This window comes from Pseudomonas cremoricolorata (genome assembly GCF_000759535.1).
In the GTDB taxonomy this organism is placed as follows: domain Bacteria; phylum Pseudomonadota; class Gammaproteobacteria; order Pseudomonadales; family Pseudomonadaceae; genus Aquipseudomonas; species Aquipseudomonas cremoricolorata_A.
On the sequence record NZ_CP009455.1, the window covers coordinates 3805195 to 3831730 of the forward strand.

Sequence of the window (26536 nt, forward strand, 5' to 3'; positions counted from 1 at the left end):
GGCACTTTTGCGTCGATGCGGCGAACATGCGCGGCTGATCCATTGTTCAAGGAAGCCGCCGTGTCCGATCCGACCGCCGAACCGCTACCGACGCTGACGCCTCCTGCCGAGCTGCCGCTGCTGCGCCGCTTGTTCGCCCGATTGTTGGGGCGCGGCCTCAGCGGCTTGCAGGCGCAGCACCGTGAGTCCTTCACCCTGGGCCACGCCAGTGGTCAGCAGCAGGGTCATGCGCTGGGTGAGGAAGTCGGCTTCGAGCGCGGTCACGCCGAAGGCTTGCAGGCGGGTCGCCAGGTGCTGGTGATTCGCGACAGCCGAGCGCAGACGCCGGCCGTACCCGGCCAGGACCTCAACCTGTTCGATGACTGGCGCCTGCCGCTTAGCGCCGAGCTGAAAAAACGCTTCAAGGCCGATGTCGCCCAGCGCCTGCCGGCCACCGCCCAGCCCAGCGCAGCGCAGTGGAAGCTGATTTTCAGCGACACTCCGAGCACCTGTGTCGTGGCCGGTGCCGGAGCGGGCAAGTCGACCTCGCTGGTGTTGCGTTTGTTGCTGCTGCACCGCTACCTGGGTTTCGAGCTCGATGCGATGACTGTGGTCACCTTCACCCGCGAATCGCGCAAGGACTTCATCCAGCGTCTGCTGCAGGTGTTCGGCCTGTGGCAACTGGCGCTGACACCGGTGCAGGCGCGCGAACTGGTGCGCACCTTCCATTCCCGCATCCTGCCCATGGTGCGCAGCCTGCCGGGTTTGAGCCAACTGCAGGCCTTCGAAACCCTGGGCGGGGAGTTGCCCGCTGGGCGTGAGCAAGAGGCCGAGAGCAACCCGTTCGATCTGCGCCTGAACGATGCCCAGCGCCAGCAGTTGAATCAGTGCTACAGCGACCTGCTCAAGGCCAACCCGCGCTTCGCCGAACTGGTCGGTGAACTGCGCCGCCAGGCGCTGCAACTCAAGCCTGTAGACCCTGACCATCCTGAGGTGCAGAAGCGTGCGCAGGTGACGCAACTGGCGGCCCAGCGCGATGAAGAACTCTGCGACGTCATCGAGGATCTATGGTTCGCCGCTGGCGCATGGCCCGTCGCCGGAATCGAGCCGTGCCGAGAAACCGTGGAAATCCGTGGTAGTTGCTTTCATGTGCATGGCCGTCTGGCAGGTCTCGACGCCTGGGTCATGCTCGGCTTCGATCCCCGGGAAAGCGCCCAGTACCAACGCCCTGGCGCCAAGCTGACGGTACGCGCCGAGTGGGCAGTCAAACGCACCCTGTTTCAAGCTTATTGCGATAAGCCTCTGATTTGGTTGGATAACTATGCAGCTGCGCAACGCTTGGCCGCTGCCTTGGCCGGGGATGCGGTAGCGGGGCCTGGCTTCGAATACAAGGTCAAGGGCGAACTCGCCGCGGTGCCGTTGCTCGACGCGTTCATGGCCGCCAGCAGCTTCATCGAGAACCTGGGCCTGGAAGTCGGCAATGCCGTGGCGCAGATGACGTTCCCACCCGGCGATCCGGACGCGCTGTTCTTCGAGGCCCTGGCGTTGTATGCCCAGGCCCTGGAAGGGCACCTGCTGGCCCAGTCGCCACCGGTGATGACCTATAACCGCATGTTCGCCCTGTTCGGTGAAACCAACGCGGAGAACCTGCAACTGCTGCCCGACCCCCTTTTGCGCCCTCTGGCCCATCTGTTGATCGATGAGTTCCAGGACGTGTCGCCGCAGATCGTCAGCTGGTTGCGCGCAAGCCTTGCGGAAATCCGCCGGCGTGGCCCGCAGCTGCACCTTGGACGCACCGCCCAGCACGCGTCGCTGATGTGCGTCGGCGACGACTGGCAGTCGATCTACGGTTGGCGCGGCAGTTCGCCGAGCTTCTTCATGGCCTTCACCAAGACCTTCCTCTCGCCGAGCCACACGCGGGTGATGCTCACCGACAACTACCGCAGCCAGCAGCATGTCATCGACGCGGCCGAACATTTGGTTAAAGGCACACCGGCCATCGCCGGCAAAAAGGCCAGCGCCAGCGGCCTTGCGGCTGGGCTCGAACAGGTGCCGGTCAAGGTGCTCGATCGCGATGACGTCGCCCTGGCGCAGACCTTGAAAGCGCACTACGACAGAGGCGAAACCGTGATGCTGCTGTTTCGAAAAACCAGCGATAAAGCGTTGATTTCAGAGCATTTATGCGACGTAATCGCGGCTGAAGCCGCGCAGCCAGCGAACCAGCGCAGGCTGCGCCAGCTGACCTATCACAGCGCCAAGGGCCTGCAAGCCGATGCGGTGTTCATGCTTGGCGATTGCCAGTACCAGACCAGCTCGCCGTACAAGAATCAGGTTTACCGCCTGGCCGGCCTGGGGCGCGCAGGTGATGCGATGCCGTTCGACGCGGCGCAGAAGGATGAAGTGCAGCGCTTGGCCTATGTGGCCGTGACCCGAGCTGTCAGCCACTGCTACTGGTATGTGGAACGTCCGACCGTCGACGCGCACCGGTTGCCGCGGGCGTCCAGCCTGGTGGACGGTCGTCAGCCGTTCTTCGAAGACCTGCGCGGGCAGTAGCACCGTTAGCCCTGCGCGGTCTGCAGCGACAGGCGATTGTTGGTATCGTGCCGGGCATTGCCTACCGAGGTGTCGATGTTTTACCTGCCCCTAACCAGCCACCTTGCCGATCAGTTGGCTGGCACTGCCGAGCACTCACTGCTGGAGCAGGCCAACGTCCTGCAAGCGGCGGCGCTGCTGTTCATTCTCAATTTGCCACGCCAGGCGCCTGGAGCGCTTGGCACCGAGGCACTGGAGCGGCGCTTTGCCGAAGTGGTGCAGATCGCCGATGAGATCGAAAGCAGCGCCCCGGGGCAGTTTCTTGCCCAAGTGCGCCAGCGCTTCGATGCGCAAGCGTTCGCCAGCGGTCTGGGCCTGCTCGGCGAGCATGGCATTGGCCTGCTCGATGCCGAAGTGGCCATCGACGAAACCAATCTGCGTACTGCTGAAGGGGGCTGGAACTTCGCCTTTTCAATCGCTTACCGGCAGAAGCTGACACCGCTTCACCCGGCCGATCTGCCTAGCCTTGCCAGCGAGCTGATGCTCAGTGATCCGCAGCAGCGCTTGCTGCGCGAGTTTCTCGGCGGCGTCGAGGAATCGGTGGCGGTGCAGGGCTTTGCCGGCACCGGCAAGACGTTTCTCATCCACCAGTTCGCCCGCCTGCTCGACCCCCAGCGCACCTTGCTGCTGGCACGCACCGACGGCCAGCTGCGAGCGTTGTGCGCGCGGGTCAAGGATGCCGAGGCGTTCACCGCGCTGACCTTCGGCCAGCTGGCCGATCTGATCCTCAACCGTGACCAGACCCGCAATGGCTGGCGCATTCAAGAGCGCTACCGCACCAAGCTGACCTGGCGCCCGCAGGACAGCCAGGTGGTGCAGTGGCTGGGCATCACCGATATCGGCCCGCTGCGCGCCCAGGAGGTGGTCTCGCTGTGCGCTGCTGCCGTGCGCAGCTTTTGCCACGACAGCCACGTCACGCTGCAGCTCAAGCATTTGCCCTGGGCCGGCCCTGGCTTCACCCCGCTGGATCAGCAGGTGCTGCTGGAAATGGCCCAGCGCTACTGGCAGGAACTGATTCGGCCCTCGGCGCGGGAAATCCAGTTGCCGGTGCGCGACTACCACCGCATCAAGCTGCTGTCGCTGCTCGATGAGGTGATCGACAGCCGCTTCAGCCATGCCATCGTCGACGAGGCCCACGAGCTGTCGGCGCCGATGCTGGCGGTGCTGGACCGCAGCCCGCAGGCGATCATCGCTCTGGGCGACGAGTTGCAGAACCTCAACGGCTTGAGCCCGCGTCATGGCGGTTTCATCCGCCAACGCACCATTGGCCGCTCGTTGCGCGCCGGCGCGGCCATGGATGGCGTACTCAATCCGCTGATCCAGGCCCATCCAGCAGCCATTCAAGCAGCATTCAGCGGGACTGCCGAGCACTACACGCGGGTCAGCTTCTACGACGCCGTGACGGTGCCGACCCAGCCCACCGTGCTGCTGGTGGATGATGAGTGGGGGTTGTTCGGCTGGTTCCAGCGCCTGACCCACCAGAACGTTCCATTCGTGCTGCTCAAGGGTGCGCGCAAGGACTTCGAGCTGTTCGTCGAGGACTGCATCGAGCTGTACCGCTACGGCACACGGCCGCGTCACCACATGCTGTTCCGCTACGCCAGCTGGCAGGCGCTGGAACAGGACAAGGGCGATGACCGCGCTTTCGTCGCCGTGGCCAACCTGCTGCGCAAGGGCTACACCGCCGAGCATTTCGCCAAAGCCAAGAGCCGCTACCGCTTCACCCAGGCGCCGACGCTGTTCCTGGCACGGGTGCAGGATGTGAAGAACCGTGAGTTTGCGCGGGTGATGGTTTCGCCGGAGCTGATGGCCGCACCCACCACCTCGGGCGGACGCACTGCCCGTGCGCGGACTTTGGCTGGGCTGTACACGGCCTGCTCACGCGCCCGGCACGAATTGATCGTGCCGGGCGGGATGCTTGATTGGGTCAAGGATCAGGGGCGGGAGTAGGGGGCCTGGTCGGCGTCTTCCGACGGATGGTTCGCGGCTAAACCGCAGCGGCGGACCGTCCGCTCCTGCAGGGATCTTTGCAGGAGCGGGCGCCGTGCTGGATCAGTTACGGTCCAGCCACACGGTCTGGGCGTTGGTGAACTCGCGTACACCGAAGTGCGACAGTTCGCGGCCGAAACCACTTTTCTTCACGCCGCCAAAGGCCACGCGGGGGTCCGAGGCGCTGTAGCCATTGATGAACACGCCGCCGGTGTCCAGGGCCGTGGTCATGCGCTCGGCCAGCTCCAGGTCGGCGGTGTAGAGGGTCGCGGTCAGGCCGAAGTCGCTGTCGTTGGCCAGTTCCACGGCATGCTCGGCATCGCGGGCGCCGATGATCGCGGCCACCGGGCCGAACAGCTCCTGGCGGAAGGCGGTCATCTGCGGCGTCACCTCGCCCAGCACAGTCGGTGCGTAGAAGTTGCCGACGCCCTCGAGCTTGTGCCCGCCCAGCAGTACCTTGGCGCCTTCGGCGATGCTGGCCTGGACCTGGCCGTCGAGTTCATCGCGCAGGTCGTAACGGGCCATGGGGCCAATATAGGTGTCGTCCGACTGCGGATTGCCCACCACCAGGGCGCGGGTGGCTTCGACGAACTTGGCGGTGAAGGCCTCGAGCACCGATTCCTCGACGATCATGCGCTTGGCTGCGGCGCAGACTTGCCCAGTGTTCTGGTAGCGACCGATCACGGCGGCCTTGACCGCCGCGTCGAGGTCGGCGTCAGCCAGCACGATGAACGGGTCGGAGCCGCCCAGCTCGAGCACGCACTTTTTCAGCGCCGCACCGGCCTGAGCACCGATGGCCATGCCGGCGCGCACGCTGCCGGTCAGGGTCACTGCTGCGATGCGCGGGTCGTTGATGGCGCGGGTAACGCCTTCGGGGCTGACGTTGAGCACTTCGAACACGCCGTGCGGCAAGCCGGCACGGGTAAACAGCTCACGCATCAGGTAGGCGGTGCCCATGACGTTCGGTGCATGCTTGAGCACGTAGGTGTTGCCTGCCAGCAGCGCCGGCACCGCGCCGCGCAGCACTTGCCACAGCGGGAAGTTCCACGGCATCACCGCCAGAATCGAGCCGAGCGGACGGTACTCGATGCGCGCCGTGGCAATCTGTGTCGGCTCCGGGGCGAGCATCGCCGGGCCGTGCTCGGCGTACCAACGGCACAGGCCCACGCACTTGCTGACTTCGCCACGGGCCTGGCTGATCGGCTTGCCGATTTCACGGCTGATCATCTGCGCGAAGGTTTCTGCGTCGTCGTGCAGGGCGTCGGCCAGGGCCAGCAGGTGTTCGCTGCGCTGCGCAACTGGCAGGCGACGCCATTGTTCATAGCCAGCCTTGGCGCGCTGCAGCGCCGCTTCCTGTGCGGCGTCGGTGTCGAACAGGTAATGGCCGATCTGCTCGCCGCTGTACGGGTCGGTGGAGATGGCGTGGGTCTGGCTGCTGATCTGGCTCATGGCGGACCTCGTTGTTATCAGTGAGTGGGGCCAGATTAGTGGTCATGCTTATTTTTGAAAACTGAATAATAATGAGCGCAACATTCACGTTTGGAGAATGGCTGTGGACCTGGTGCAACTGGAAATCTTCAAGGCCGTGGCCGAGCACGGCAGTATCAGCGCCGCTGCGCAGCAGATTCACCGCGTGCCCTCGAACCTCACCACGCGCATCAAGCAGTTGGAGGACGATCTCGGCGTCGATCTGTTCATTCGCGAAAAAAGTCGCCTGCGCCTGTCGCCGGCCGGCTGGAATTTCCTTGAGTACACCCGGCGCATTCTCGATCTGGTACATGAGGCGCGGTTGACGGTCGCAGGCGAAGACCCGCAGGGCACGTTCTCTCTGGGTTCACTGGAAAGCACCGCCGCGGTGCGCATTCCGGCGTTGCTGGCGGCCTACAACCAGCGCTACCCCAAGGTCGATCTGGACCTCACTACCGGTCCCTCGGGGACCATGCTCGAAGGCGTGCTGGGCGGGCGGCTGGTGGCGGCGTTCGTCGATGGCCCGCTGCTGCATCCCACGCTGGAAGGCATGCCGGTGTTCGAGGAACAGATGGTGATCATCGCACCGCTCAACCACGCGCCGATCACCCGCGCCCAGGATGTCAATGGCGAGAACATCTACGCCTTTCGGGCCAACTGCTCGTATCGTCACCACTTCGAAAGCTGGTTCGTGCGCGACGACGCGGTGCCCGGCAAGATTCACGAAATGGAGTCGTACCACGGCATGCTCGCCTGCGTGAGCGCAGGGGCTGGGCTGGCGATGCTGCCGCGCAGCATGCTTGACAACATGCCCGGCTGCAGCATGGTCAGCGCCTGGCCGATGTCCGAGGATTTCCGCTACCTCAAGACCTGGCTGGTGTGGCGGCGGGGTACGGTGTCGCGCAGCCTGAGCATGTTCATCCAGCTGCTTGAGGAGCGGCAGGGCAAAGAAGACTGAGCGGAATTTGAAATTTGGTGCAGCAACAAAGCGGTTCGCTGCATTTAGCGCCACCGGTCAGGAGATCGCTCGACGAACCGAATCTGCCGCTTCCTTCGCACTCACAGCTACGTACGGCATGTTGTCGTGCATTTTCTTTAGCCACGCAAGGTGAAAGATCATGGACAAGAAAGACAGCAAGATGGGTGACACCAAGTCCGGCAGCCACGGTGGGACGAAAAACCCCGGCAATTTCGCCAATGACCGCGAAAAAGCTTCCGAAGCCGGGCGCAAAGGTGGCCAATCCTCAGGCGGTACCAGCAAAGGTGGGGCAGGCAGCAAAGGTGGCCGTTCCTGACCACTGAATGACGCAGTGCCGGCCCGGCTGGCACTGCGATTCACAGCACAACTCCCTCTCGCGATCATCACCCTCACACTCCAAGGACTCGTTTCCATGCCGCGCGCAATCTGGAAGGGTGCCATCAGCTTCGGTCTGGTCCATGTTCCCGTCAGCTTGCACACGGCGGTCAAGGATGAGCGCATCGATTTCGACTGGCTGGACAAACGCAGCATGGACCGCGTTGGCTACAAGCGCGTCAATAAGGTCACCGGAAAAGACATCGACAAGGACGACGTGGTCAAGGGCGTGGAATACGAAAAGGGCCGCTACGTCGTGATCAGCGAAGCCGAAATCCGCAAGGCTCGGCCCAAAGCCACGCAAACCATCGACATTTTTTCTTTCGTCAAGGCGACGGATATTCCGTTGCAGCACTTCGACACCCCGTACTACCTGAGCCCAGACAAACGCGGCGGCAAAGTCTATGCGCTACTGCGCGAAACGCTGCAAGACACCGGCAAGGTGGCGCTCGCCACCCTGGTGCTGCACACCCGCCAACACTTGGCGCTGCTGCGCCCATTGGGCGACGCGCTGGTGCTGATCACCTTACGCTGGCCGGATGAGGTACGCAGCTTCGATACCCTGGAGTTGGACGCAAGCGTCGCCGCGCCCAAGCTGCAAAAGCAGGAGCTGGCCATGGCCAAGCGTCTGGTCGAGGACATGAGCGGGCCCTGGAGCCCGGATGACTATCACGACGCATTCCGCGACACGATCATGCAACTGGTCGAAGAAAAAGCCCGTAAGGGCAAGTTGAGCGCGGTGAAGAAGGCCAAGTCGAGCACCGGTAAAGGTGCCCATATTCTTGATCTGACAGAAATGCTCAAACGCAGCCTGGCCGGCAACACTGCTGCGAAGAAACTGCCCGCCAAGAAAACGCCGGCGCGTGCAGTGGTCAAGAAATCCGGCAAACGAACGCACAAGGCCTCCTGACTGCACTGCTTAACGCTGCTGGATCAGTTCGATTAAATTACCGCAGGTATCATCGAATATCGCAGTGGAGACGGCGTCACTCTCACTGGGCGATGAAATGAACTGCACGCCGCTCGCGCACAGGCGCAGGTATTCCGCTTTGACATCCTTCACCCCAAATGCCGCGACAGGCATGCCATCAGCACGCAGTGCTGCCTGGTAAGCAAGGATAGCAGGGTGGGTAGTTGGCTCAAGCAGCAGTTGGATACCGTGTGCATCACTGGGTGAACTGAGCGTCAATCGTCGATAGTGGCCGTGAGGCTCATCGATGCTTGGCTCGAAACCGAGTACATGGTGATAAAAAGTATGGGCCTTGGCCTGGTCGTTAACGAAGAGGCTGATGGTCACGATCTTCATAAGCTCATCCACATTGGCTTGCGATCTTAACGGTCAGTAAAGCGCAAATACCGCCTTTGCCCACCATTGCGATAGCGATTTGCGCATTCAGTCGAACCAGTAAGCGTGCATGCGCTTGAGAAATTCACTGCCCAGGTCCACGCCACTGGCGCTGCCCAGTACCGCGTCGACCTGACAGTTCGGGCATACCGCAGTCTGCCCGCCATCCGTCCAGTCGGTGATTTCGCTGGGCGGGTAGTGTTCAAGGCAGTAGAAACAGGCGCAGTCGCTGCTGGCCTCAAGTTGTTCACGGTTCCACGAGGAAAAGCGGTGGGCTTTGAGAATGTCTTGGTTCACGCGTGTGCTCCGTCGATGTCGTGGATGCTGAGCCGCGTGGGGCAGCTCAGCGGCCAGCCTACAGTAATGTTTCGACAGGCAGGAGGCGCACGTGTTCAAGCGCGTGCAAGTGGCGGTTCAGTCATCGTCCTTGCCAGTGCTGATCAGCACCGACTGCTGGATATCGATCCCCAGCAGCTGCGCAGGTTCTGCGTTGTCCGGCGATTGCTCAGCAAGCGGCAGCTCATTGCCGCGAAAGATGGTCCGGTTGTCACCGGGCTGAGCGAGGGTGACGAGCTTGTCGCCTTGATAGAAAAAGCGCGTTGTAGGGGATGATGGCATGGCCTTGGGCTCCGATTGCGGGATAGATGCAAGGCTTGAAGTGTTGCGCGGGGTTGCGGGGCGGACAACTGATAGAAATGTCAGGCGTCAAGGCACCTGCCAGGCGCACGGCCTGGCCGGTGTGAGGCGGGTTAGCGCTGAGGATTAAGGGTCAAGTGCACATGGCGATTGACGTCCTTGTACAGCAGGTAGCTGAAATTGCCTGGCCCACCGGAATAGCAGGCTTGCGGGCAGAAGGCACGCAGCCACATGAAGTCACCGGCTTCGACCTCCACCCAGTCCTGGTTGAGCCGATACACCGCCTTGCCTTCCAGCACGTAGAGGCCGTGCTCCATGACGTGAGTTTCGGCGAACGGAATGACGCCACCGGGTTTGAACGTGACGATATTGACGTGCATGTCATGGCGCATGTCGGCCATGTCGACGAAGCGTGTGGTGACCCAGCAGCCCTCGGTGCCGGGCATCTCGATGACCTGGGCGTTGTCACGGTGGGTGACGAACGAGGTCGGTAGATCGAGGCCTTCGACCCGCTGATAGTGCTTGCGCAGCCAGTGGAAGGTGACGTTGCTGTCGCTGCGGTTGCGCAGGCTCCATTCGGCACCTGGCGCAATGAACGCATAGCCGCCAGGGCCCAACGTATGGGCGCTGCCTTCCAGGGTGATGTCGATCTGACCTTCGACGACGAACAGCACCGCTTCGGCGTTGACGTCCAGCTCAGGGCGCTCGCTGCCGCCTTCTGGGGCTACCTCGACGATGTACTGCGAGAAGGTTTCGGCGAAGCCTGTCAGCGGGCGGGCGATGACCCACATACGCATCTTGTCCCAGAACGGCAGGTGGCTGGTGACGATGTCGCGCATCACGCCTTTGGGAATCACCGCGTACGCCTCGGTGAACATGGCACGGTCAGTCAGCAGCTCGGTCTGAGCAGGGTGCCCACCGTGGGGGGCGAAGTAGGAGTGCTTGGACATGGACATTCTCGACCTTGTTGTTCTTTTCCCATGCACTGAACCGCGCCGGCCGGCGTGGGGCAGGGAAGCCTGTGCAGCATAGGGGGCTGGAGTTCACATGCACAAATTAAATGTCGGAATGCCATGTATCTGATTATCGAATACGAAGATATGTAGCGTGATTCTGCCGATCGAGCACCTGCCAAGACTGCAAAGAGGTCAAAGGCCGGGCCGGATCCATGTGATCTGCACATCCAACCCCAGACTCGAGACGCGCCAGGGCGGGGTGGACAAACGCGGTTGAGGTCAGAGCAAATTAGCGAGAAATCACATTAACTAACCAACATCAGAAATGAGCTTTAACTAATTGATACTGATCAGGTTCTATTCTTTGCATGCCAGACGCATTGCTGGAAATACGTCTTCTTGATCTCGGCGGGTGATAGGCGCGACTGGCTGTTGTAGGTCTGCTCGGTGATACCGAACGCGGTCATGCGCATCCACGACTTGGCGAACTTGCGGTTTTGCAGGCGCTTGCGTTCGGTATAGAGCGTCACCCCGGCGAGCTTGGCTTGTTGTGCCTGGCCAGCCACCTGCGCCCCCCAACTGCACAGGTCTTGCTCGTGCTTGCTCATGGGGCGAGCTTGAGCGTCCAGGCTGATGGCGGTGAGGAGGGCGAGAGGAAGTAGAAAAAGCCGCATGTTGCTGTCCTAAGCGCTTGAAGAGCGGCAAGTTTGCCTTCGCACTGCGAGGGTCGGGGCCAGCAAAATGGTGTCACGGGAGGTGGCGCGTTACCCCAGGGTTTGCAGGCGCGACCGGCTCGGCGGCGTGAATGGCCGCCAAGCTCAGGATTTCATCGCCAGATGACCGATAGCCACCTTGCGCACCTGCGTCATTAAGCTGAAGTGGCCTGCAACGCGCTGCCGCGCGGTGCGTTCAGCCGGACGCGGCAAGCGTCGCCAAATGCCTTGAACAGTGCGATGGAGTCGGGGTTGCTGGCGGCCTGCCATTCAGGGTGCCATTGCACTGCGAACAGGAAAGGGGAAATGGACGGACCATGGATCGCCTCCACGAGGCCGTCGTCGGCCACAGCCAGCGCTTCCAGGCCCTGGCCCAAGGTACGCAGGCCCTGACCGTGCAGCGAGTTGACACGGATCCGCTCGGTGCCGAGCACGCGCTCGAGCCAGCTACCCGGAACGATGTCGACGCCATGCACCTGGGCGTACTGCACCTCGACCGGGTCGTCAGGGTTCTCACGGTGGTCGTTGAAGCCAGGTTCGGCGTAGACCTTCTGGTAGATGTCACCCCCCAGCGCCACGTTGATTTCCTGCATGCCGCGGCAGATGCCGAAAATCGGCAAACCACGGGCCAAGGCCAGTTGCACCAAGGCAATGTCGAATAGATCGCGGGATTTGTCCTGCGCCTTGCCAGGGGTCTGGTTTTCCTGGCCGTACAAACCTGGATCGATGTTGCTGCCGGCGCCGGTCAGGTAGATACCGTCCGCCATGTCCAGGTAGGTTTCCAGCTCGTCGGTGCCGCAGCAGGTGGGCACCAGTACCGGTACGCAGCCGCCGAACTCGACCAGCGGGGTGATGTATTTATGGGTCATGACCTGATAGTCATGGCCTTTGCGCGCTTGGCTGCCCATGGTCATGAGGACCACGGGTTTGCGCGAGGAAGAGGGGGTATTGCCACTGTTGCTGTTGGACATAAGTCACCTTGGGACAGGCCGGCCTGTCGTTGTCTTGCAGGTGCCTGGGGCGAGCCGCGTGTGACACCTGACACCCCGACGTCCGCATCCGCAGTACGTCGTTCCGGGCTGTCCACAGCTTGCCAGAGCCGTTCGATATGTCAAACGCGCCCAGGTCCGCTTGGGACCCCCGCTCAAAGCGCTGCAGCCCAGTGCTGGCGGGGCTTGGCCCGCTGTGGCGGCGGGCGTTGTAGAGCGCCGCAGTCGGTTCATTGCAGCGGCGCAATGAAGCCGGCCCGTAGGTGTGCTGCAATGCGCTGCGGTTGCGCAGCGCCGTATGCGCAGCCATGCTCGAAGACTCGATCACTGCCAGCCCAGGAGCCGCAGATGTCCAGCAGCGACACCGCTTCGATCACGCGCATGCCCTTCGATGACCTCCAGCGCCTGCTGCAAGCGATCTTCCAGCGCCACGGCTGCTCGCCCGAAGTGGCGTCGGTGCTGGCGCACAACTGCGCCAGTGCGCAGCGCGATGGCGCGCACAGTCACGGGGTATTTCGCATGCCTGGCTACGTCTCGACCTTGGCCAGCGGCTGGGTCGATGGCCAGGCGCAACCGCAGGTCAGCGAGGTGGCCGCAGGCTTCATCAGCGTCGATGCCCGTGGCGGGTTCGCCCAGCCGGCCCTGGCTGCGGCGCGCGAACGGCTCGAAGACAAGGCCCGCGCGGCCGGGATTGCCGTGCTGGCCATTCACAACTCGCACCATTTCGCAGCGCTATGGCCGGATGTCGAGCCGTTCGCCGAAGCCGGGCTGATCGCCCTCAGCGTGGTCAACAGCATGACCTGCGTGGTGCCGCACGGTGCGCACAAGCCGTTGTTCGGCACCAACCCGATCGCTTTCGCCGCGCCATGCCATGGCGCGGCGCCGATCGTCTTCGACATGGCCACCAGCGCCATGGCCCACGGCGACGTGCAGATCGCCGCCCGCGCCGGTGAGCAACTGCCGCCTGGGACGGGGGTCGATGCAGCCGGCCAGCCCACCTGTGATCCGCGGGCAGTGCTCGACGGCGGCGCCTTGCTGCCGTTTGGCGGGCACAAAGGCTCGGCGCTGTCGATGATGGTCGAACTGCTGGCTGCCGGCCTTACCGGCGGGCACTTCTCGTGGGAGTTCGACTGGTCGCGCCACCCCGGTGCGAAAACGCCATGGACCGGCCAGCTGTTGATCGTCATCGACCCCAGCAAGGCCAGTGGCGAGGGCTTCGCCTTGCGCAGTCAGCGCCTGGTCGAGCAGATGCACGCAGCAGGCCTGACACGGCTGCCGGGTCAGCGCCGCTTCCAGGAGCGGGCCATCGCTCAGCGCCAGGGTGTGGCGCTGACCCAGGCGGAGCTGACCCAGTTACGTGCGCTATGAGCCGGGCGTGGGCGGCGCCATGCTGCACGGGCGCAGGCAGTCATTGCATTGCAGTGATGTTCCTCGGCCAGCAGTGCAGGTATGCTCGGCAAGTCTTTCCGAACTGACCTGAACCAAGGAGCTGTGCGCTGTGTTCAAACATGTCGATGCCTATGCGGGCGATCCGATCCTCTCGTTGATGGAAACCTTCAAAGGCGATCTCCGCGCCGACAAGGTCAACCTGAGTATTGGCCTCTATTACGACGAGGCTGGCGTGGTCCCGCAACTGGCAGCAGTGGCCGAGGTCGAGCAGCGTCTGGCCGGGCAACCCCATGAAGCGTCGCTGTACCTGCCAATGGAAGGGCTTTCCAGCTATCGCCAGGCGATTCAGGCCCTGCTGTTCGGCGCCGAGCACCCGGCGGTGCAGGGCGGGCGCGTGGCTACGGTGCAGACGGTAGGCGGTTCGGGCGCGCTCAAGGTCGGTGCCGACTTCCTCAAGCGCTACTTCCCCCAGTCGCAGGTGTGGGTCAGCGACCCGACCTGGGACAACCACCGCGCCATCTTCGAGGGCGCCGGTTTCACCGTGAACACTTACCCGTACTTCGACCCGGCCAGCCGTGGCCTGGATTTTTCCGGCATGCTCGCCACGCTGCAGGGCTTGGCGCCCCGCAGTATCGTGTTGCTGCACCCGTGCTGCCACAACCCCACCGGTGTCGACCTCGACGAGCAGCAGTGGCAGCAAGTGGTGGAAGTGGTCAAGGCGCGCGAGCTGATTGCGTTTCTCGACATCGCTTATCAGGGCTTTGGCGCAGGCCTGGTCGAAGATGCCTACGCCATCCGCGAAATGGCCCGTGCCGGCGTGCCGTGCCTGGTGAGCAATTCGTTCTCGAAGATCTTCTCGCTGTATGGCGAGCGTGTCGGCGGGCTGTCGGTGGTCTGTGACGACGCCGGCAGCGCCCAGCACGTGCTCGGCCAGCTCAAGGCTACCGTACGCCGCAACTACTCCAGCCCGCCATGCCACGGCGCGCAGTTGGTCGCCGGCGTGCTGGGCGATCCGGCGCTGAACGCGCAGTGGGTCGGTGAAGTGGAGGCCATGCGTGAGCGCATTCTGGCCATGCGCCAGGGGCTGGTGGACCTGCTCGGCGAACTGCTGCCGGGTCAGGATTTCCAGTTCTTCCTGCGTCAGCGCGGCATGTTCAGCTACACCGGCTTCAGCGTGGCCCAGGTGCGGCGCCTGCGTGACGAGTTCGGTGTGTACCTGATCGACAGCGGCCGGGTCTGCATGGCCGGTTTGCGTCCCGACAACCTGCGCCGGGTTGCCGAAGCCTTCGCTGCGGTGCAGCAGGGCTGATCAGTCCAGGCCGGTGCCCCGTGCGCCGGCCTGGCTAGCGCTGCAGCAACTCGGGGCTGTTGAAGTTCTCCAGGCGAACATCCCCCTGGGTGCACTCCAGCGCTGCCACCGGACCGCGCAGCAGGGCCTTGTGCAGGCTGCGTTCACCCTCGTTCCAGGCGGTTTCCAACAAGGCCAGGCTGCGCGTGGGCAAGACGCAGAACATCGGTTGCCAGTACTCGCCCTGGCGCACCATGGCCGGCGCATCCTGGCGCAGGGCCAGGGCCAGTAGCCCATCGAGCAACGCCACATCGATTCGCGGCGCATCACAGGCCAGCACCGCCAGCCAGTTGTGGCGCGCCACGCGCAAGCCCGCCAGCACGCCCGCCAGGGGCCCTGGGAAGCCGGTCTGCGCATCGCAGACCAGTTGATCGGCATAATCGGCATAGCGCTCGGCGTTACGGTTGCAGGAGATGATCAGGTCATCGCTCCACGGTCGCACGACACGCTGCACATGGGCCACCAGCGGTGCGTCGCGCCAGCTGATCAGCCCTTTGTCACGACCGCCCATGCGCTGGCCGCGCCCACCGGCGAGGATCAGCACTGAGCAAGGGGGGTTGCCGAGCATGGGAAAGACTCCTGGCAGGTTGCCGTCAGCGTAGAGGGCCAGCGGGGTTGGCCGCCGCAGGCCGCGACGCACGAGGATGTGCACCCCCGTGCGTCACTGCTGGCAACCGTCCCACTTCGCCGCCGTGTTGTCCAGTCAATCGCGCTCTGGCTCGGCCGGTACAGGCTGCTCGGCTTTGCCGCGCCCCGCGAGTTTCATGACCACGACGAAGAACACCGGCACGAACACCACCGCCAGGGTCGCGCTGAGCATGCCGCCGATCACCCCGGTGCCAATCGCCTGCTGGCTCGCCGAGCTGGCGCCACTGGCGATGGCCAGCGGCACCACGCCGAGAATGAACGCCAGCGAGGTCATGACGATCGGCCTCAGGCGCAGGCGTGCCGCTTGCAGGGCTGCGTCGCGGGCAGGTACGCCTTGATCGACCAACGACTTGGCGAACTCGATGATGAGAATGGCGTTCTTCGCCGACAGGCCAATCAGGGTGATCAGGCCGACCTTGAAGAACACGTCATTCGGCATGCCGCGCAGGGTCACTGCCAGCACCGCACCGAGTACCCCAAGCGGAACCACCAGCAGCACTGCGGTAGGAATCGACCAGCTTTCGTACAGGGCCGCCAGGCACAGGAACACCACCAGCAGCGACAACGCCAGCAGAATCGGCGCCTGGCTGCCCGACAGACGTTCCTGCAATGACAACCCGGTCCATTCCAAGCCGACACCGCTCGGCAACTGCGCCACGATCCGCTCGACCTCGGCCATGGCTTGGCCAGAGCTCTGGCCCGCCGCCGGCTCGCCGGAAATAGACACCGCCGGATAGCCGTTGTAGCGGGTCAGTTGCACCGGGCCACTGACCCAGCGAGCGCTGACGAAGGCGCTGAGCGGCACCATCTTGCCCGCGCTGTTGCGCACATGGATCTTCAGCAAGTCTTCGACCTGGCTGCGCTGGTCGCCCTCGGCCTGCACCACCACCCGCTGCATGCGCCCCTGGTTGGGGAAATCGTTGACATAGCTCGAACCCACGGCAGTGTCGAGCACCGTGCTGATGTCGCCGAACGAAACGCCCAGGGCGTTGGCCTGGCGGCGGTCGATGTCCAACTGCACCTGCGGGCTTTCGGCCAGCGACGATTCGCGCACATTGGTCAGCAGCTTGCTGTTGCCTGCCTGTTTGAGCAGTTCATCGCGCGCGGCCATCAGTTGGGCATGGCCCAGGCCACCACGGTCTTGCAGGCGGAACTGGAAGCCGGTGGACTCACCGAGGCCATCGACCGGCGGCGGCAGCACGGCAAAGGCCACCGCGTCCTTGATCTGGCTGAAGGCCATGTTGGCGCGATCGGCGATGCTTTGCGCACTGTCGTCGCTGCCGCGCTCGGACCAGTCCTTGAGGGTGGTGAAGGCCAGGGCTGCGTTCTGCCCGCTGCCCGAGAAGCTGAAGCCCAGAATCACCGTGGTGTTGTCGATGCCTGGCTCGTTGGCGTTATTGGCCTCGATCTGCGCCGATACCTGCTCGGTACGGGCACGGGTGGCGCCCGGCGGCAGCTGGATATCGGTGATGGTGTAGCCTTGGTCTTCGGTGGGCAGGAAGTCACTGGGCAACTGGCTGAAGCCAAAAGCCAGCGCGCCGAGCAATACGGCATACACCAGCAGGTAGCGACCGCTGCGCGCCAGGGCATGTCCGACCCAGCGTTCGTAGCCGTCGGTCATACTGGCGAAGCGCCGGTTGAACCAGCCGAAGAAACCGCGTTTTTCGTGATGCTCGCCTTTTTCGAGGGGTTTGAGCAGGGTGGCGCACAGGGCAGGGGTCAGGCTCAGGGCGAGGAACGCCGAGAACAGGATCGACACCGCCATCGACACCGAGAACTGCTGGTAGATCACCCCCACCGAACCGCTCATGAAGGCCATGGGCAGGAACACCGCCACCAGCACCAGGGTGATGCCGACGATGGCGCCGCTGATCTGGCCCATGGCCTTGCGTGTGGCGTCGCGCGGCGACAGGCCTTCCTCGGCCATGATGCGCTCGACGTTCTCTACCACCACGATGGCGTCGTCGACCAGGATACCGATGGCCAGCACCATGCCGAACAGCGTCAGCACGTTGATCGAAAACCCCAAGGCGAGCATGGTGGCGAAGGTGCCCATCAGCGCCACGGGCACGACCAAGGTCGGAATCAGCGTGTAGCGGATGTTCTGCAGGAACACGAACATCACCACGAACACCAGCAGCATCGCCTCGAACAGGGTGGTGACTACCTGCTTGATCGACACCTTGACGAACGGCGAGGTGTCGTAAGGGATGTCGTATCGGGTGCCTTCGGGGAAGAACTTGGCCAGTTCCTCCATCTTGTTGCGCACCAGCGTGGCGGTCTCCATGGCGTTGGCACCCGGCGACAGCTGCACGGCGAAGGCGGTCGATGGCTTGCCATTGAGGCGCGTGCCGAACTGGTATTCCTGGGCGCCGACTTCCACCCGAGCGACGTCACCGATGGTCACCGTCGAACCATCGGGGTTGGCCCGCAGTACTACGGCGGCAAAGGCTTCCGGGGTGGTCAGCTGGCCATTGACCACCACGTTGGCGGTGATTTCCTGGGTCGGCCGGCTGGGCAGGTCACCGATGCTGCCCGGGGCGACCTGGGCGTTCTGTGCGGCAATGGCGTCGCTCACGTCGGTTGGCGTGAGGTTGAAGCCGATCAGCTTCTGCGGGTCGATCCAGATGCGCATGGCGCGTTCCGAGCCATACAACTGCGCCTTGCCGACACCCTTGATACGACGGATTTCGTTCATCACGTTGCGCGCCAGGATGTCGCTCAGCGCGGTTTCATCCATGCGCCCGTCCTCGGAGGTGAGGGTGCCGAGCAGCAGGAAACCGGTAGATACCTTCTCGACCTGCAAACCCTGCTGGGTGACCGGGCGCGGCAGGCGCGACTCGACCACCTTCAGGCGGTTCTGCACGTCGACCTGGGCCAGGTCCGGCGGGGTGCCGGGCTGGAAGGTGGCGGTGATGGTGGCGCTGCCCAGGCTGCTCTGCGACTCGAAGTACAGCAGGTTGTCGGCGCCGTTGAGCTCCTGCTCGATCAGGCTGACCACGCTTTCATCCATGGTCGCCGCCGAGGCGCCAGGGTAGACCGCGTAGATTTCCACCTGCGGCGGTGCCACGTTGGGGTACTGCGCCACCGGCAGCTTGGGAATCGCCAAGGCGCCGGCCAGGAGGATGAACAGGGCGACGACCCAGGCGAAGATGGGGCGGTCAATGAAGAACTGCGGCATGGTTCAGTTCCTCACTGTGCGCTTTTCTGCGCGAGGGCGTCAGCGCCCTCGGCGCTATCGATTTGAACCTGCTCGCCCGGTTTGACGTGCTGTAGCCCTTCGACCACCACCTGCTCACCGGCCTTCAGGCCCTCGAGTACCTGCCAGCGATCGCCCTGAGCGGTACCCAAGGTGACCTTGCGCTCACTGACCTGGGCCTGGGTGTCGACCACCATCACCTTGGGCACGCCGGCACTGTCGCGCAAAATAGCGCGCTGCGGAACGCTGATGCCTTTGGGCTGCACGGCCTGTTCGAGTCGCACCCGCACATAGCTGCCGGGCAGCAGGTCGAGGTCGGGGTTGGGGAACTCGCTGCGCAGGGTGATCTGATTGGTGCTGGCGTCGACGCTGATGTCCGAGAACAGCAACTTGCCCGGCAGTGGATAGGCGCTGCCGTCGTCCTGGATCAAGGTAGCCTGGGCCTGCTCATCGCCGACCTGCTGCAACTTGCCGGCGCGCATGGCACGGCGCAGGCTGTTGAGTTCACGGGTCGACTGGGTGACATCGGCATGGATCGGATCGAGCTGCTGGATGGTCGCCAGCGGGGTCGTTTCACCCTGGCCCACCAGCGCACCCTCAGTGACCAGCGCGCGACCGATGCGCCCGGAAATCGGTGCGGTGACGGTGGCATAGCCCAGGTTCAACCTGGCCCGTTCCAGTGCGGCCTTGGCCTCGGCCACCGCGGCATCGGCTTGCAGGTAGGCAGCCCGGGCGTTGTCGGCTTCCTGGCGGCTGATGGCCTTGTCGTCGACCAACTGCCGGTAGCGCTGGTCTTGCAGGCGCGTCTGATAGCGGGTTGCCTCGGCGCGCGCGAGGGCGGCGCGGGCACTGTCGTGGTCGGCCTTGAAGGGGGCCGGGTCGATCAGAAACAGCACATCGCCCTGTTTGACATCGCTGCCTTCACGGTAGACCCGCTTGAGCACCACCCCTGGCACCCGTGCACGCACCTCGGCGACCCGCGGCGCGAGAATACGTCCGCTGAGCTCGGTGGTGATGGCCAGCGACTGCTCTTGCAAGGTTTCCACCCGCACGTGCGGCGCGGGCGGCTGTTGTTCCTGATCGGCGCCATCGTCGCAGGCGGACAGCGTGAGGGTCAGCAACGCCAAAAGCGCCATGGGGCGCAGGCGCGAGGGAAACGAAGTGTACATACGGTTCTTCCCAATAATGATGTCGCTATGCTACGGCAACGCTTCCCGGTATGACTGTTAAGCTCTGTAGGTCAGGTGTGAAAATGTGTGAAGAATCCGGCTAATGCTGCGTAGGATTCTTTATCCTGCCCAAGTTGCCATCATCCTTGAAGCCCCTATGCCGAATATTCTTCTGGTCGAAGACGACAGCGCGTTGTCCGAGCTGATCGCCAGTTACCTGCAACGCAACGACTTCCATGTGCGGGTCATCAGCCGCGGTGACCAGGTGCTCGATGAAGTGCATCGGCATCGCCCTGACTTGGTGGTGCTCGATCTGATGCTGCCGGGTCTCGATGGCCTACAGGTGTGCCGGCGCCTGCGCCAGGAAACCCAGAGCCTGCCGATTCTCATGCTCACCGCCCGTGACGACAGTCATGACCAGGTGCTGGGCCTGGAGATGGGCGCCGACGACTACGTGACCAAGCCCTGCGAGCCTCGAGTGCTGCTGGCACGGGTGCGAACCCTGCTGCGCCGCAGCAGCGTCAACGAACCGCGCCTGGACAGTGAGCTGATCCACATCGGCGGCCTGTGCATCGACCTGGCCGAGCGCGTAGTCACCTGGCGCGGCGAACAGGTGGAGTTGTCTAGCGGCGAATACAACCTGCTGGTGGTACTGGCGCGCAATGCCGGCGAGGTGCTCAGCCGCGACCGTATCCTGCAGCAATTGCGCGGCATCGAATTCAACGGTACCGACCGCTCGGTGGATGTGGCGATCTCCAAGCTGCGGCGCAAGTTCGACGACAGCGCCGGCGAGGCGCGCAAGATCAAGACCGTGTGGGGCAAGGGCTATCTGTTCAGCCGCAGCGAATGGGAGTTTTGACGGACGATGCTCAAGCTGCTGGTACGCCTCTACGTGCTGATCATCCTGGCGTATGCCGGGGCCATCCTGTTCATCCCCGATACCATCGTTACCGTGTTCAAGGGCCGTTACACCGCCTACAACCTGGACATGGCCAAGGGCGTGCAATCGTTGTTGGTCGAGCAGTTCAAGCTGGCGCCGCGCGAGCAATGGCCGCAGGTCGAGCGCGACCTGGCCTCACGCTTCGCGCCGCTGGAGGTCAAGCGCCTGCGTTGGGATCAGGCGCAGCTGTCGAGCGAGGAGCGCGCGCGTCTGGAGCAGGGTCTGAACGTCGTCCGCCTGGGTGAGTGGGGGTTCTATCAGACAGCCCTGGCACCGCTGGACCGCGAGTGGCTGGTGAGCCTGTACAACCCGCCGGACCCCCTGGACATCAACGTATTGTCGTGGGGCGTGACGGTGCTGATCGGCGCGGCATTGCTCGGCTGCATCCTGCTCTGGGTATGGCCGCACTGGCGTGACCTGGAGCGGCTCAAGGACACCGCTCGGCGTCTGGGCCTTGGACAGCTCAGCGAACGTACGCAGATTTCACCGCACTCCAACATCGGCGAGCTGGCGCGGGTCTTCGACACCATGGCCGGCGATCTGGAGCGTCATCTCAACCAGCAGCGCGAACTGCTCAATGCGGTGTCTCACGAGTTGCGCACGCCATTGACCCGTTTGGACTTCGGCCTGGTGCTGCTGTTCGACGAAGTGCCTGCGGCAAGCCGCAAGCGTTTGCTGGAGCTGGTTGGCCACGTGCGTGAACTGGATGAACTGGTGCTCGAACTGCTGTCCTATAGCCGTCTGGAGAACGCAGAACAGCAACGCGAGCGGGTCGAGGTGTCGTTACCGGAGCTGGTCGACAGCGTTCTGGGCGGTTTTGCCGAAGAGCTCGACAGTCGCGGCATCCGTTGGGAAGTCCACAGCGAAGATGATCTGCCGCGCTTTGTACTCGACCCTCGGTTGACCGCCCGGGCCGTACAGAACCTGATCCGTAATGCCATGCGCTATTGCGAGTGTCGCCTGCTACTGCGCGTGGAGCTGGACGCCGAAGGAGGCTGCAAGCTCACGGTGGAGGACGACGGTATCGGCATCCCCGTCGAGGAGCGCGAACGCATCTTCCAGCCGTTTTATCGCCTGGATCGCAGCCGTGACCGCAGCACCGGTGGCTTCGGCTTGGGCCTGGCCATTAGCCGACGGGCCATCGAGGGGCAGGGCGGCACCTTGAACGTGGGGCCATCATCGTTGGGTGGGGCGCAGTTCGTGATTCGCCTGCCGCGGGCGGGCAATGAGGCGATGGGCTGACGACACGCTGGGCGTGCCTGCCAGCCACCGCCTGGGCTTATTCAGCCTGAATGCGCCACCGCGTCGTCCGACAGCTCGTCGAAGCCGTTGTCTTCGCCAGGCAGGGCGGTGATCACGCTGAAATCGCTGATTTCCACCTCGCCGCCGCCGTAGCCGAGCAGGTGGAAGGAGAACGCCTTGCGCAGGTTCGGGTTGTCGAAATCGAACTGCATTTCCAGCGGCTGATCGGCGGTCACCTGCATTTCATCCGGCAGGCCAATGGCCACGTCCTGCTCGAACTCCTTGGCCTTGAGCTGGATATAGGCGGTGTGCGCAGGGTCGAGCGCGCGGACCTTCAGGCGTACCCGTGTGCGCGTGCCTTCGGGCATTTCCAGGTACTGTGCGCCGATCAGGTTATCGGCCCAGTCGTCGCGAATGCTTTCTTGCAGGGCGATGGGATTGGGGCCACCGAACTGGTAGCGCAGATTCAGAGGGGTTTGCAGCAACGACTGATCCAGTGCATTGGCAAGGCCTGCGATCTGCACGCCGCTGACGTCGTCGCCCGGGCCAAGGTACTTGGCGCGGTCGGCGATGAAGCCGGTGCTGGCATAGCGCCGGCAGCGTTCCTGGAAATCACACTCGGTGAAGGTGCCCAGGCCATCGTGGTAGCGCAGCATGCCATTGGTGAACGAGACCATTTCCCGGCCGCTGTCGTAGCTGCGCAGCAGTGAACGGCCACTGAGCGAGGCGGGGATCGGCAAGGCGAAGTAGTCGAGCAATGAGGTTGTCAGGTCGACATGCCCGTAGGTACCGGCATGCACGGTTGGCAGTTGCGCCTGCTCCGGGGCGAGGATCAGGTTGAAGCCCCAGGAGGAGGCCAGACGCACGCCATCGATGCCGTGGGATTCGTCCGAGGTGATGACCACCAGGGTGTCCTTGAGTACGCCCTGGCGTTCGAGACTGTCGAGGAACTGGCCGATGGCGTCGTCGAGGTGGGCGACGGCCGCCTGTTTCGGGGTGTCGAAACGCTCCAGGTACGCCTCGGGCGCCGAATAGGGCTGGTGGGTACCGACGGTCAGCAGCGTGAGCATCCACGGCTGGCGCTGCTTGCGCAGCGTGCCGACGTAGTCCAGCGCGCCTTCGAAAAAGGCGCGGTCGTCCTTGCCCCAGGGGAAGTCGAGGTAGTTGGCGTTGCTGAACCACTCATCGCCATGCACTTGGCTGAAGCCGATGTGCGGCATGATGCGGTCCTTGGCCATGAAGCGCAGGCCGGCCGCTTGCAGGTAGTGGGTCGAGAAACCGGCCTCACGCAGCTGGTTGGGCAGACAGTCGCGGTTGCGGGTCTGCTGGGTCAGCAGCTCGACGCCCTTGGGCGTACCGTTGGCGAGCTTGTCGTAGTCGCCGCAGAGCATGGCGTACAGGCCGCGGATGGTCTGGTGGGTGTGCAGCACGTAGTCCGGGGTGTTCATGCCGCGGGCTGCCCAGCGGCTTAGGTTGGGCATCAGGTCCTGGTCGAAGCGGCTGTGCAGCGCCTCACGGTTGGGCCGCAGGTAGGCACCCGGGATACCTTCCAGGGTGATCAGCAACAGGTTGCGCGCCTTGCCTGGCCCGTCGAACAGGCGATTGCCATTGAGGTCGGCGTGCGTCAGGCCGACGGTGGACAGCGGCGCGGGTGGAGCATCGTTGCCCAGCCAATGGCGCACCTGGCGCTGGGCGTTGCCCGTAGCGGCCGAGAGCAACTGGTGCGAGAGGTTGTACTGGCGCCACTGGTCGGCATCCGATGGCCACAAGTGCTGACCGGCCCAATGGCCGGCGAACAGACCCAGCGCCAGCAACCACAAGGCGCCTGGCAACGGCCGTTCGGGCTGGCGTCGATTGCGCCAGCGTGCCAGCAGCCAGGCCACCACGCCGACACCAAGCAGCCAAGGCAACCAGCCATGGGCCAATGCGCCGCCTGTGGAGTTTTCCATGAACTGCGGATCGATCAGGTAGTTCAGGTCGGCACTGGCCGGCAGCCGCCCGACGGCACTGACCAGCTCAGCCGATGCCACCAGCAGTCCTGCCCAGAACAGCAGCAGCGGTAACGCCAGCCACCACGCACGGCGCTGCAGCAGCAGCGCCAGGAGGGTGCCGATGGCGAGATCCGACAGGTAACCGGCCGGGTTCGACCACCCCAGCAGGGCGCGACACAGCAGCGGGATCACCAGGACCAGCACGAACAGAGAGACGGTCCTGGCGGTGTATCGCCCGGACCCGTCGGTGTGTTTCCTCACGAAAAGATTTCCTTATTGCCATCAGACTGTCACATGACTGTGCGCGATGATAACAGGGCCGGCGTGTCGCGGCTGAGCGCAGGACCGAACCCGTCACTTCCGACAGAGCAGCGCGCACTTTCCGAGGCGGCGCGGTCTGCGGCAACGGCCGCGAATGGCCGCCGGGCGGCCATTGGCGTCGAGGAGGGAGGGGGCGATCAGAAGTAGTACGGAATCTTCAGGCTGAAGGTGAAGTCCGGCGCGTCGTCGGTCAAACCGATGGCGAGGTTGGGGACGATCGTCAGGTTGTCCGCCGCGGCGAGGGTCATGCCAACGTTGAAGTACGCGGCGTTGGCGTCGCTGCTTTTCACATCGGCCCAGGAATCGCCGGTTTCCGCCGACTTGATACGCGAGCGCCGGGCGATGAGGTCGGATACCGAGAACGACATCGACATCTTCTCGTTGAGCGCGAAGGCAACCCCTGCACCGATCTGGAAGCTGTCGCCGATCTTGACCTTGCCCGGCACCTTCTGGTTCAGGGTGGAACTCACGTCGCTGAACGAATCGGCGAAGGTGTGGGTGTAGGCCACGCTGCCAAAGATCACCGCCGGGTCGTAGGTCTTGACCAGCGAGAGACCCGGCGTGATCGACCAGACGCCGTTGCCGGTCGGCAGGTCTTCGGGGTAGCTCAGGCTGTCGTTTGCGGTATCACGCAGCAGCTTGATACCGAATGGATCCTTGCCGGTCGGCGCCTTGACCCGCAGGCTGACCACGGCATCGGGGCTGTTTTCGGACTCGTCGAGGAACTTGTAGGCCACGCCGAAGTTGACGTCGCCCAAGGTCGGATCGCGGGTCACACTCCGTTCCGAGACGCCCTGGGCATTGCCGCCCACGCCGCCAGACTGATAAGTCGATTCGCGGTACACCACCGGCACGTTGACGTCGAACTGCCAGCGCTGGTCGAGGTTGTAGCGGCCGGTGACGTCCAGGGTCCAGTTGTCGGCCTTGATACGGTCGAGGTTGATGTTGCCCAGGAAGATCGAATCCAGCGCAAGGAAGCCGTTGAGGATCAACTGACGGGTATCGTAGCGGGCATAGGTGACGCCGGTTTCCAGGCTGAAACGCCCACCGCCGAAGAAGCCGCTGGCTTCATCGTACAGGTTCGAAACGCTCTGCGCCGGTTGCGAATCATCCTGCAGCGACTGGCCATAGGAGGCGCTCTGGCCGGGCGTGCTGCCCGTCGCTGCGCCATTGCCATTGCCATTGCCATTGCCAGCCGCAGCGACGGCCGTAGCGCTGCGCGGCTGTGAAGCGGGCGAGCGGGTCAGGCGCTTGGGGGGCGCGGCGGTGGGTTGATCCTCGACCTGACGCACGCGTTGCTCGAGCACCATCAGGGCTTGCTGTTGCGCTTCATAGCGTTGTTTGAGCGCCATCAGCTCAGCCTTGAGCGCTTCCACCTGGGGGTCGGCGGCAGCGTACAAAAGCGAGGATGGCACCAAGGTCCCCAGGCAGATGACTGCCTTGAATGACAACGATCGGTGCATGATTGGCCGTCCCTTCCTACTGCGTTGAATTGAGACGAAGCGTAGATCAATATCCTGAAACACGAAGGCCCTTGAGCGGGTCCAGATTGCAGTTCAGCGCCCCGGCAGACGGCATGTTGTCGCGCAGCACCACATTGAGCTGCGTCATGTTGCTGACCGCATTGCTGCCACCGAGCAAGGTCGTGCTCTGCAGCAATCCACCGTCAGCCAGACGCTGCAGGCTGGCGCCCTGATTGTTACCGGCCTGGATCGCCATCTGGATGCCATTGCCGCTGTGGCTGACGCTCAAGGTGCCGGCGTTGCTGCTGCCACTGAGGGTAGCGCCGGACGTCAGCACCTGGCCTTGCGGAGTACCCAGGTCGGGTGCCTGGCTGGCTTCGCGCACGTTGATCGCGACATCGTTGAAGGCACTGTTGTTGTCACCGGCCACGCGCACCGTCTGGGTCACGCCCTGGACATTGCCCGTCAGTCCGGTGCCGCCTTGCACCACGCCCGTGCCCTGTCCCGGTACGCCGCCCTTGCCGTTCTCGCCGCTGATCGACACATAGAACTGCGGCTTGATCACGTTCTGCTGCACCTGCAGCGTGGTGGTCGCGCCGATGCGGTCACCTGCCGCGTTCTGCCAGGTGCTGCTCATGACCACACCAAAGCTGATGATGCGCCCCGGCATGACGTACTTGCCGCGCAACTGCGCCAGTTCCTGGTCCTTGATCTCGAGAGGTTTGAACAACTGGGCATGGGCTGGAAGGCTGGCGGCCAGGCAGGCAGCCACCAGCCAGGTGGAGATCTTCATCGTTGCTCCCCGG

The 26536-nt window shown here is 63.8% G+C and carries 22 protein-coding genes; 9 read left to right on the forward strand and 13 right to left on the reverse strand.

Annotation, left to right across the window (positions count from 1 at the left end):
* Nucleotides 1-15: 15 nt before the first annotated feature.
* Nucleotides 16-2532, forward strand: coding sequence for a UvrD-helicase domain-containing protein (locus tag LK03_RS17280; protein ID WP_081951629.1), 2517 nt, complete (start codon nucleotides 16-18; stop codon nucleotides 2530-2532).
* A gap of 75 nt (nucleotides 2533-2607) precedes the next feature.
* Nucleotides 2608-4521 (forward strand): hypothetical protein, encoded by a 1914-nt coding sequence (locus LK03_RS17285; protein WP_038413635.1) that lies wholly within the window; start codon nucleotides 2608-2610, stop codon nucleotides 4519-4521.
* A 102-nt stretch (nucleotides 4522-4623) separates the two neighbouring features.
* Here LK03_RS17285 and LK03_RS17290 read toward each other — a convergent pair whose 3' ends face one another.
* A complete protein-coding gene (locus LK03_RS17290; protein WP_038413636.1) occupies nucleotides 4624-6009 on the reverse strand; it encodes an aldehyde dehydrogenase family protein in 1386 nt (461 codons plus the stop codon).
* 103 nt (nucleotides 6010-6112) lie between these two features.
* Between LK03_RS17290 and ptrR the strand changes: the two genes are divergently transcribed.
* From ptrR to LK03_RS17305, 3 genes are all read left to right on the forward strand, one after another.
* Complete coding sequence (gene ptrR / locus LK03_RS17295; protein ID WP_205621248.1) at nucleotides 6113-6985, forward strand: putrescine utilization regulator PtrR; 873 nt, start codon at nucleotides 6113-6115, stop codon at nucleotides 6983-6985.
* 160 nt (nucleotides 6986-7145) lie between these two features.
* Nucleotides 7146-7322 (forward strand): general stress protein, encoded by a 177-nt coding sequence (locus LK03_RS17300; RefSeq protein WP_028694219.1) that lies wholly within the window; start codon nucleotides 7146-7148, stop codon nucleotides 7320-7322.
* A gap of 96 nt (nucleotides 7323-7418) precedes the next feature.
* Entirely contained in the window at nucleotides 7419-8291 is an 873-nt protein-coding gene (locus LK03_RS17305) for a Ku protein (protein ID WP_038413639.1), read from the forward strand.
* Between the two features lie 9 nt (nucleotides 8292-8300).
* On the opposite strand, the gene LK03_RS17310 is transcribed toward LK03_RS17305, so the two are convergent.
* The 6 genes from LK03_RS17310 to LK03_RS17335 form a co-directional block, all read right to left on the reverse strand.
* Nucleotides 8301-8687 (reverse strand): VOC family protein, encoded by a 387-nt coding sequence (locus LK03_RS17310; RefSeq protein ID WP_038413640.1) that lies wholly within the window; start codon nucleotides 8685-8687, stop codon nucleotides 8301-8303.
* 87 nt (nucleotides 8688-8774) lie between these two features.
* Nucleotides 8775-9023, reverse strand: coding sequence for a hypothetical protein (locus LK03_RS17315; protein WP_038413641.1), 249 nt, complete (start codon nucleotides 9021-9023; stop codon nucleotides 8775-8777).
* A gap of 117 nt (nucleotides 9024-9140) precedes the next feature.
* On the reverse strand, nucleotides 9141-9344 hold the full coding sequence (locus tag LK03_RS17320) for a hypothetical protein (RefSeq protein WP_038413642.1): 204 nt from the start codon (nucleotides 9342-9344) through the stop codon (nucleotides 9141-9143).
* A 131-nt stretch (nucleotides 9345-9475) separates the two neighbouring features.
* Nucleotides 9476-10312, reverse strand: coding sequence for a bifunctional allantoicase/(S)-ureidoglycine aminohydrolase (locus LK03_RS17325; RefSeq protein ID WP_038414803.1), 837 nt, complete (start codon nucleotides 10310-10312; stop codon nucleotides 9476-9478).
* Between the two features lie 356 nt (nucleotides 10313-10668).
* Nucleotides 10669-10992 carry a hypothetical protein gene (locus LK03_RS17330; RefSeq protein ID WP_038413644.1) on the reverse strand — a complete coding sequence of 108 codons (324 nt, stop codon included), beginning with the start codon at nucleotides 10990-10992 and terminating at the stop codon, nucleotides 10669-10671.
* Between the two features lie 194 nt (nucleotides 10993-11186).
* Nucleotides 11187-12002 carry a gamma-glutamyl-gamma-aminobutyrate hydrolase family protein gene (locus tag LK03_RS17335; protein ID WP_038413645.1) on the reverse strand — a complete coding sequence of 272 codons (816 nt, stop codon included), beginning with the start codon at nucleotides 12000-12002 and terminating at the stop codon, nucleotides 11187-11189.
* Nucleotides 12003-12368: 366 nt separating this feature from the next.
* Here LK03_RS17335 and LK03_RS17340 point away from each other — a divergent pair, with 366 nt between their 5' ends.
* Nucleotides 12369-13388, forward strand: a complete 1020-nt coding sequence (locus tag LK03_RS17340) for an Ldh family oxidoreductase (protein ID WP_038413646.1) — start codon at nucleotides 12369-12371, stop codon at nucleotides 13386-13388.
* Nucleotides 13389-13518: 130 nt separating this feature from the next.
* Nucleotides 13519-14718, forward strand: coding sequence for an amino acid aminotransferase (locus LK03_RS17345; protein ID WP_038413647.1), 1200 nt, complete (start codon nucleotides 13519-13521; stop codon nucleotides 14716-14718).
* A 34-nt stretch (nucleotides 14719-14752) separates the two neighbouring features.
* Here LK03_RS17345 and mobA read toward each other — a convergent pair whose 3' ends face one another.
* From mobA to LK03_RS17360, 3 genes are all read right to left on the reverse strand, one after another.
* On the reverse strand, nucleotides 14753-15325 hold the full coding sequence (gene mobA / locus LK03_RS17350) for a molybdenum cofactor guanylyltransferase MobA (protein WP_038413648.1): 573 nt from the start codon (nucleotides 15323-15325) through the stop codon (nucleotides 14753-14755).
* Between the two features lie 135 nt (nucleotides 15326-15460).
* Nucleotides 15461-18586, reverse strand: coding sequence for an efflux RND transporter permease subunit (locus LK03_RS17355; protein WP_038413649.1), 3126 nt, complete (start codon nucleotides 18584-18586; stop codon nucleotides 15461-15463).
* A gap of 11 nt (nucleotides 18587-18597) precedes the next feature.
* Nucleotides 18598-19773 carry an efflux RND transporter periplasmic adaptor subunit gene (locus LK03_RS17360; protein ID WP_038413650.1) on the reverse strand — a complete coding sequence of 392 codons (1176 nt, stop codon included), beginning with the start codon at nucleotides 19771-19773 and terminating at the stop codon, nucleotides 18598-18600.
* 157 nt (nucleotides 19774-19930) lie between these two features.
* Between LK03_RS17360 and LK03_RS17365 the strand changes: the two genes are divergently transcribed.
* Nucleotides 19931-20632 (forward strand): response regulator transcription factor, encoded by a 702-nt coding sequence (locus tag LK03_RS17365; RefSeq protein ID WP_038413651.1) that lies wholly within the window; start codon nucleotides 19931-19933, stop codon nucleotides 20630-20632.
* Between the two features lie 6 nt (nucleotides 20633-20638).
* The gene (locus LK03_RS17370) at nucleotides 20639-21955 is read left to right on the forward strand and encodes an ATP-binding protein (protein ID WP_038413652.1); all 1317 of its coding nucleotides are present in this window, start codon (nucleotides 20639-20641) and stop codon (nucleotides 21953-21955) included.
* Between the two features lie 41 nt (nucleotides 21956-21996).
* On the opposite strand, the gene LK03_RS17375 is transcribed toward LK03_RS17370, so the two are convergent.
* From LK03_RS17375 to LK03_RS17385, 3 genes are all read right to left on the reverse strand, one after another.
* Nucleotides 21997-24207: an LTA synthase family protein gene (locus tag LK03_RS17375; RefSeq protein ID WP_038413653.1), complete on the reverse strand. Its 2211-nt coding sequence runs from the start codon at nucleotides 24205-24207 to the stop codon at nucleotides 21997-21999.
* A 197-nt stretch (nucleotides 24208-24404) separates the two neighbouring features.
* Entirely contained in the window at nucleotides 24405-25730 is a 1326-nt protein-coding gene (locus LK03_RS17380; protein ID WP_038413654.1) for a transporter, read from the reverse strand.
* Nucleotides 25731-25776: 46 nt separating this feature from the next.
* Entirely contained in the window at nucleotides 25777-26523 is a 747-nt protein-coding gene (locus tag LK03_RS17385) for a hypothetical protein (RefSeq protein WP_038413656.1), read from the reverse strand.
* Nucleotides 26524-26536 lie beyond the last annotated feature (13 nt).